Below are 8,144 nucleotides of genomic sequence, written 5' to 3'. Positions count from 1 at the left end.
TTTCACGGCCGCCGACTCTGTGCCGAGCACTATGTGCTCTGTGCCGCACCGGCCTACCTCGAGCGCCACGGCCACCCGACCGACCCCGCCGCGCTCTCGCGCCACCGGCTGATCGGCTACCGTGGTTTGCCTGCGCTGCCGATCACGCGTGACGGGCAGCAGGTGGGGGTGTTCGACGCGGTGCGCGAGGGGTGTCGTGTGGTGCTCGACGACGGCGACAGCGCGCGGCAGCTCACCCTCGCGGGTGGGGGTATCTCGGTGCAGTCGACCTGGAATGTCGCCGATGCCCTCGCGTCATCGGAGCTCGTCGAGGTGCTGCCGGCCTGTGCACTGCAGTCCGAGGCCGCCCTCTGGCTCGTCTACCCCAAATCCCATGTGTTGTCCGCTAAGGTCAGGGTGTTGATCGACTTTCTCATGAGCGAGATCGGCGACAACCCGCCCTGGTTGCAACCGCGGCACGCCACCTGACCGACGCTGGACGATGACCTCCCATGAAAAAAGCCACTCTGCTGTTCCTGTCACACCTGCTGTTTGCACTCGGGGGATTCGCCCTTGGCATTTACGCCTTGCCGATCCTGACGGCACCAGCCGGACCGAGCGCGACCGCCGTGGCCGACGTGATGCAGAGTGCACGCTTCACTGGAACGTTCCGGCGCGATCTGGAGGGCAGCGACTTTCTCCACTGGGGCGACGGCACACTCTCGATATCCGAGACGTCCATCGCGCTCGAGGGCAGCGTGTCGCCGGGGCCGGATTACAAGCTGTACCTGTCGCCGGCTTTCGTGGAAACCGAAGCGGCCTTTGAAGCCTTGAAACCCGAGATGGTGCAGGTCGCCGACATCAAGACCTTCGACAACTTTCTTGTTGGCGTACCCGAGGGAATCGACCCCGCCGCGTACAACACGGTGGTGGTGTGGTGCGAGTCCTTTGGCGAGTTCATCAGCGCCGCCCAGTACCAGTGAGACGATGTGCCCGGCGGCGTTCAGCTGTCCGCCAGCAGGGCCCCCGGCACGTAGACGTGGCCGTCGGCCAGTTTGCGCGCGGTGCGCACGAGACCCGCTGACTGCAACGCGAAGGCCCCACCGTCGAGCGTGAAATCCATCAGCACATCAAGGGTGCCGGACGGGTGCTCGATGCCGATCTCGGCCGGCGTGTGCACCGGGCGCTGCAACAGCCCGTCCGAGACGGAGCCGGGCAGCAAGGCACAGGTGGCGAGGCATTGCCCGCCGGTCACCGCCATGCTGGGGTGGGTCTTCCAGGGCATGAAATAGCGGGTTGCGAGGCTACCGCCCTCGACCGCCGGTGCGATCACAGCGAATTTCGGTGTGACCGATTGCCGCACATCCCCCATACCCATGTGTTCGCCCGCCTGCAGGCGGATCTGTTCGAGCCGTTCGAAGAAAGCGGTGTTCGCGTCGAGCTCGGCAGCCGACTCGTAGCCGGTGATGCCCATGTCTTCCGCGCGGGCAATCACCACAGGCATCGCGACGTCGAGGCAGGTGACCTCCACACCGTCGAACGTGTCGCGCGCGCGCCCGGTGGGCAACAGTGCGCCGGTGGCCGAACCGACCACGCCGTGAAACGCGAGCGCGATCGGGGCCGCGGTGCCGGGGACACCGGCGATGGCGCAGTCACCGTCGTACACCGGTTGGCCGTCGGCCGTGGATACCGTGGCCGTGATCTCGGCACCCGTGTTCACCGCGCGAATGCGCACCTCCGTGGTGTCGCCGCTGGCCTCGATCAGACCCAACTCCAGGGCCGCCGGCCCGACGCCGGACAGGATGTTGCCGCAGGTCGGCTTGTAGTCGACCAGTCGCTCCTCGACCGCCACCTGAGCGAAGAAGTAGTCGATGTCGATGCCCGGCACCTCGGAGCGGCTGAGCATCGCCACCTTGGTGGTCACCGCGGCGCCGCCGCCGATGCCGTCGATGTTGAGCGGGTGGCCTGCGCCCACCACGGCCATCAGCACCTCGGCCAGGGCGTCGAGGTCGGCCGGCAGGTCGTCGCGGCGGAAGTAGGGCCCCCGCGAGCTGCCGCCGCGCATGAACACGTAGGGAATGGCTTGTGGGGTCATGCGCAGCGGTCTCCGTGGGGTGCGCCGAGGGCGACGGTGCACCCGCGTGCGCACAGTGTGCCAGCTCGGGAACCTGCAGAGCCATCCCGGCGGTTGATCTCAGGCGGCTCGTGCGTCACGTGTGAATCCCGAAGCGGACGACTCAGGTCAACGGCCACGGCAACGCGACCACCGATTGCAGCAGCCCGGGTGGGAAGTCGCGGTTGAGTGCGCCGGCCATCAGGCACATGAACGCGATGCCACAGCCGCTCAGGATCGCAGCGCGCCCCCAGCTCAGCCCGGCACGAAAACGGAAGAACGTGAGCAGGAACGCGCACAGCGCGAGAATGAAGCCGACAAACCCGGTGGCCACAATGAGCCCGGCAAGCCACGCGAGCGAGGCCCACAGGCCACCGGGCGCGTTGGCGTCTTCGCCGGAGACTTCCTTGTCGGCAAAGACCGTATCGCCCTCGGGTCGCATGAGCATCTGCACCAGCAAAATCAGGCAGGCCACCAGCGCAACGCTGCCGATGACCAACGGCACAATCTTGTCTGTAAACGAGTAATCCGGTATGGCGTTGGCGTTGACCAAGGCGGCGACCAAGTAGGCGGTGATCAGCAGCAGGAAAATCAGTGGCGCGCGTTTTCCACCCGAGGCGACGTCGCCCTCGGCCATGATGCGCTTGGATTGCCGGATACCCACCACAACCGACACCACCGTGATGACAATCAACGTCAACACGATCGGACTGAACACGTAGTCCATGCCGGCATCAAAGTCTTTGCGAAAGCGAAAGCTCGCGATCTGGTAGGCCTGGTTCGAGAAGTTTTCGACGGCGTCGGACAGCACGAAGCCAATCAGAAACGCGGGCCTGGACCAGTCAAAGCGGCGCAGGAAGATGCCGATCAATCCGATGACGAACAACGCGAGCAAGTCTTCAAAATTCTGGCCCGACTGAAACGCCGCAAAGGCGATGAGCATGAGCAGGAACGGGGCGAGCAAGGTGAATCGGATCGTCGTGAGCTTGGCGATGCCGCCGGCCGCCATGATGCAGATCACCGTGCCAAACACATTGGCAAGCGCGAGCAGCCACACGATGCCGTAGGTGACATCGAGGTTGTCCTTGAGCATGTTTGGGCCAACTTCGATTTCACCTGTGCCGAGCAGGGCAACGGCGCCGATGAAGATCGCCATCGAGCCAGAACCCGGGATGCCGAACAGCAGGGTAGGCACCAGCCCGCCCCCTTCCTTGGCGTTGTTCGAACTTTCCGGCCCGATGATGCCGCGCACCTCGCCCTTGCCGAAGCGCGATTTGTCGGGCGTGGTTTGCACGGAGTGGCCGTAGGCGATCCAGTCCACAACCGAGCCGCCAAGACCGGGTATGACTCCGACAACGACGCCGATGACCGAGCACCGCACCGACAGCCACTTGTTGGCAAACCAGTCGCGCACGCCCGCTGACCAGCCCGCGCCGAGCGCCGCGCTGCGTGAGATCGTGCTGTCCTGGCGCAGCAGCGAGACGATCTCCGGAATCGCGAAAATCCCGAGTCCGACGATAACGAGTTTCAGGCCGTCCGTCAGGTAGGGGATGTCGTAGGTTGCCATGCGCAGGCTGCCGCCCGCGTCGGCTTCACCGATCGTGCCGATCATCATGCCGAGGCCTGCCGCCGCAAGGCCTTTGAGCGGCACACGGCCGGCGAGCACGGCAACCATCGACAGACCGAGTACGGTGACCATGAGCATCTCGGGCAAGCCGAAGGCGAGCACGACCGGCCGTGCAACGAGGATAAACAGCGTCAGGAAGGTCGCGCCGACGAGTCCACCGAACAACGATGATGTGAAAGCCGCAGACAAGGCGCGTGCGGCCTCGCCGTTGCGTGCCATGGGGAAGCCGTCGAGCACGGTGGCCTGTGATGCCGAACTGCCCGGAATCCCCATGAGGACCGACGCGAAGGTGTCTGAGGTCGGCACAACGGCGAGCATGCCGATCATCAACGCCAAACCCGCGACCGGTTCCATGCCAAACATGAAAGGCAGGACCAAAGACAAGCCGGCGATGCCACCCAGGCCCGGGAAGACCCCGACGGCAAGGCCCATGACCACGCCGAGCAACAGATAGGCCAGCACAACCGGCTGCAGTATCAGCGACCATGCGTCCAAGAAGGCAGGCAGGGCGGAGGTGATTGCATCCACGAGGTCGACTCCCAAGCAGCACAGTGATAGGTCGCTGCCCAGCCGATCCGTGACTGAGATCCGGTCAGCGGAGCTGGGCTTTTTCGTGCGTGAGTTGACGGTCTGACCCGGGGCGGTGCGTGCCCGGGTCAGGAGCCGCGATGTCAGGGACTATTTCAACTCAACGCCGTAGGCGTCTTTGAGCCACCCCTTCACAAAGGCTTTGGCGCTGTCCGGTACGTTGATGGCAGTCGCCAAAGCCGATTTGGCCTCCTCGCCGACATAGACCGGGTACTTGCCGACGCGCGCGGTCGAGATATCGGCAAAATCTGCCCGGTTCCGCACGGCATCGAACGCCTGGGCGTAGGTGTCGATCACGTCTTGTGGCGTGCCTGCGGGCAGGAAGGCGAGCTTCTGTGTGGGAAATCCGGAGATGAAAAACGCTTTCCAGGCATCCCATTGTTCCCCTTCCGTCTGGCAGCCTTCTGTTGCTTCACAGACTTCCTGGAAGGTTGGCATGTCGGGGAAGGTCGGGTCGCGCACGATGGTGTCACCGTCGAGTGAACCCCAGGTCATCATGGGGACGGCGGTGCCGTTCGCGACCAATTCGGCTGAGCCTTTCAGATAACTCGACGAGGTCTGGTAGTCGATCGTCGCCTCGCCCCGCTCGAACATCAGTCGACCGTCGCCCCGGCCCTTGATGCCGAACACCGGCTCGACGTTCATACCGAGCATTTCCCAGGCGAGCAACGGCACCAGGTCGAGTCGCGTGGCGCCCTGGCTGCCGTAGATGTAGTCGGTGTCGTTGACGCTGCTGCCGGTGCCGTTGTACTTCGCGCCGTCAGCGGCGTTCAGGTAGGCGACGCCACCGGTGCCCGAGGCCATGACCGGGTGCCAGTCGTTGTATTCGTAGCGAACGCGCGGGTCGCCGAGCAGGTAGGGGAATTGGGTTGAACCCGATGTGCCGAACAGCAGAGTGCCGTCCTTGTGTTTCTGTTTCTGGAACCAGTTCGCGCCTTTGGTAGAGCCTGCACCGGGCATGAACTTCACGACCACCGTCGGTTGACCAGGCAAGGCCTCGGACAGCAGGGGTGCGAAGAAGTTGGCCCACTTGGCAGATCCGCCGGTTTCGGAGAAGGGAATAACCCATTCGATGGTCTTGCCGCTGAAGTCGACCGCTGCACTCGCCGGTGCCGACAGGCCAAACGCGGCCATCGAGCCAATCAGGGTGGCCTGGATGAGACGCTTGAGTTTCATGCTGTATCCTCCACGTGGAAAAACGTCGCGCCCGGATGTCAAGCGCGAAAAGACAGTGACGTCGTCTGGTGGGGGTACACTCGAATCGCCCACCCTGGGATGCACTATATGACCTGAACCTTGTGCGAAGCTTGCAGGTGGCCTGTCATGCGCATTGCCGTGATCGAAGACAACCTCAGCCTGGCGAAGGCCATCGCCTACCGGCTGCGCGACCGCGGCCACGCTGTCGACATGCTGCACGATGGCACCGCGGCTGACGCGTTTCTGGTCAAGGAGGGGGCGGATCTCGTGGTGCTCGACATCAATTTGCCCGGTTTGAGCGGGCTCGATGTGCTGCAGTCCATGCGCGACCGCGGCGACGCGTCACCGGTGATCCTGCTCACTGCGCGTGGCCTCACCGAGGAGCGCGTGGCCGGGCTCGATGCGGGCGCTGACGACTACCTGGTCAAGCCTTTCGAGATGGACGAACTTGAGGCCCGCATTCGTGCCTTGTCCCGCCGAAAGAACCTCGACTACGCCGCAGTGGAGCAGATCGGTGACCTCGCATTTGATCGTGGCGCGCGGGTGTTGCTCTCAGGCAGTGACATCGTTGATTTGCGCCGCCGCGAACTGGCGGTGTTCGAGTGTCTGCTGGACAGTCGCGCGCGGATCGTGCCGCGTGAACGGCTGCTCGATCAGGTCTACGGTGTGGGCGCTGACGTCGAAGCCCATGCGATCGAACCGCACGTGTCACGCTTGCGCCGACGCTTGGCCGGACACCGCGTGGTCATCAAGACCGTGCGCGGACTCGGCTACCTGCTCGACGAGACGACGTGATGCTGTTGACCCGATCGCTCCGGACACGGCTTTTCGTCATGATCGTCGTACCGCTGACGGCGCTGGCGTGCGTGTTGGGCGTCTGGCGCTACCAGGTGGCCCAGGGCACGGCCAACGAGGTGTTCGACCGCGCGCTCTTGTCGGTGGCGCTTGCCGTGTCGCGCGACATCACCGTGTCTGGCGGCGATGCGTTGTCGCCAACGACGCGAGACCTGATTTCCGAGGCGGCGGGTGGGGACATCTTCTACCACGCCACTGGCCCCGACGGCATCTACATCGCGGGCTACAGCTACCCACCGGTCCAGCCCGGTCAGGCGGACCCCGCGGTCGGCGCGCCGCCGCGCTACGCCGAAGCGCGCTACCGAGGCAACGCCGTGCGGGTGTTGCAACTGACCGAACAGGTGTCGGTGGACGGCTTGTCGGGGGATGCCACCGTCACCGTCTGGCAGCGCAACAGCGACCGCCAGGCCCTCGCGCGCGACCTGGCACGGCGCGCAGCCGGGTTGATCGGCGCGTTGCTGCTCACCTTGGCTGCGGTGGTCTGGTTCGGTGTGCAGTGGGGGCTCAAACCGCTGACCAAGCTGCAAGACGCGATCTCGGCGCGTTCGGTCGATGACCTCAGCACGATCAAACGTCGCGTGCCGCGCGAAGCGCGGGGCATCGTCGACACGCTGAACCGGTTGTTCAGCCAGGTGTGCGAGAGCATCGACGCACAGCAGGCCTTCATCTCCGAGGCCGCGCACCAGCTGCGCAATCCGGCCGCGGCGGTGCAATCACTGGCCGAGGCCGTGCGGGATGCCCCTGAAGGGGCTGAACAGCAGCGCCGCGTCGTCGAGCTGGTGGCGGCGTCGCGCGATGCGGCGCGCGTCGCCGAGCAGCTGTTGTCGCTGGAGCGCTTGCGGCTGAGCCCGCGCGCGGTTCGTCTGACGCGTCACGACCTGAACAGCGTGTGCCGTGAGGCGTGTGAATCCGCTGCGGTGCCGGTGCTGGCCCGCGACATCGGCTTCGAGTTGCAGTTGTGCGATACCGCACTTGACGTTGACGTTGAGCCCGTGTTGATCGAGGAGGCGTTGAAGAACCTGATCGACAACGCCTTGACCCACGGCGGTGATGCGTTGACGCGAATCAGCGTGAGCACACGCCGTGAGAGCGCGTCAGCGACCGTCACGGTCGAAGACGATGGCGTGGGCTTGTCACCCGATGACCAGGCGCGGGCCTTCGGGCGGTTCAGTCAGCTCGCGCCCGGGGCCGGCAGCGGTCTCGGACTGAGCATCGCACGCTCTGTGGCAGAACGGCACGGCGGGACGCTGGGGATCAACGCGTCACCGAAGGGCGCGAGCCTGAGCCTGTCCTTGCCCGTCGCCTCGCACGGCTGACGTGCAACGGAACCGCAATCCCGTTCTGGCCATCGCGCTCGTGACCGGGGAACGTCGCACTGGCTGTCCGGGTTCCGCGGTGTGAGTCGTGTCCTCGCAAGACCGTCGTGGGAGTCGTGCCTTCGCTGGGCCGTTGTGGGAGTCGTGTCCTCCGCGGGCCGTTGTGGGAGTTGTGTCCTCCGTGGGCCGACAGGCCCGGGGAGACACGACGAAGGACGAGCGCGACGTGTGTGAGCTCTGCGCCAATCCCATTCGCTCGGTGTCACTGCGCGACGACCAAGCTCCCACACAGTCGACTGCCAGCCGTGGGAGTTGTGTCCTCCGTGGGCCGTTGTGGGAGTCGTGTCCTCCGTGGGCCGTTGTGGGAGTCGTGTCCTCCGTGGGCCGCAAGGCCCGGGGAGACACGACGAAGGACGAGCGCGACGTGTGTGAATTCGGTGCGAAGCCGCCTTCGCCCCTAGGCGGGCCC

General features: G+C 65.2%; 7 protein-coding genes. 4 read left to right on the top strand and 3 right to left on the bottom strand.

The genetic code is table 11. From position 1 onward, the window contains the following. On the top strand, positions 1-468 hold a 468-nt coding region (locus tag AAGA11_22065; GenBank protein ID MEM9605560.1), incomplete at its 5' end, for a substrate binding domain-containing protein. A 23-nt stretch (positions 469-491) separates the two neighbouring features. Further along, the gene (locus tag AAGA11_22060) at positions 492-962 is read left to right on the top strand and encodes a DM13 domain-containing protein (GenBank protein ID MEM9605559.1); all 471 of its coding nucleotides are present in this window, start codon (positions 492-494) and stop codon (positions 960-962) included. Positions 963-982: 20 nt separating this feature from the next. Here the strand turns inward: AAGA11_22060 and AAGA11_22055 are convergent, their stop codons facing one another. The 3 genes from AAGA11_22055 to AAGA11_22045 all read right to left on the bottom strand — a co-directional run bounded on the left by AAGA11_22055 (position 983) and on the right by AAGA11_22045 (position 5,483). Further along, on the bottom strand, positions 983-2,074 hold the full coding sequence (locus tag AAGA11_22055) for a 4-oxalomesaconate tautomerase (protein MEM9605558.1): 1,092 nt from the start codon (positions 2,072-2,074) through the stop codon (positions 983-985). A gap of 142 nt (positions 2,075-2,216) precedes the next feature. Further along, complete coding sequence (locus tag AAGA11_22050) at positions 2,217-4,247, bottom strand: tripartite tricarboxylate transporter permease (protein MEM9605557.1); 2,031 nt, start codon at positions 4,245-4,247, stop codon at positions 2,217-2,219. Positions 4,248-4,397: 150 nt separating this feature from the next. Continuing rightward, the gene (locus AAGA11_22045) at positions 4,398-5,483 is read right to left on the bottom strand and encodes a tricarboxylate transporter (protein ID MEM9605556.1); all 1,086 of its coding nucleotides are present in this window, start codon (positions 5,481-5,483) and stop codon (positions 4,398-4,400) included. A 147-nt stretch (positions 5,484-5,630) separates the two neighbouring features. Here AAGA11_22045 and AAGA11_22040 point away from each other — a divergent pair, with 147 nt between their 5' ends. Then, entirely contained in the window at positions 5,631-6,299 is a 669-nt protein-coding gene (locus AAGA11_22040; GenBank protein MEM9605555.1) for a response regulator transcription factor, read from the top strand. Then, complete coding sequence (locus AAGA11_22035; protein MEM9605554.1) at positions 6,299-7,675, top strand: sensor histidine kinase; 1,377 nt, start codon at positions 6,299-6,301, stop codon at positions 7,673-7,675. Before AAGA11_22040 ends, AAGA11_22035 begins: the two co-directional genes overlap by 1 nt. Positions 7,676-8,144 lie beyond the last annotated feature (469 nt).

Source organism: Pseudomonadota bacterium (assembly GCA_039196715.1).
Lineage (GTDB): Bacteria > Pseudomonadota > Gammaproteobacteria > CALCKW01 > CALCKW01 > CALCKW01.
Note: the sequence above shows the minus strand (reverse complement) of the source record. Positions and strands in the feature narration are given on the sequence as shown.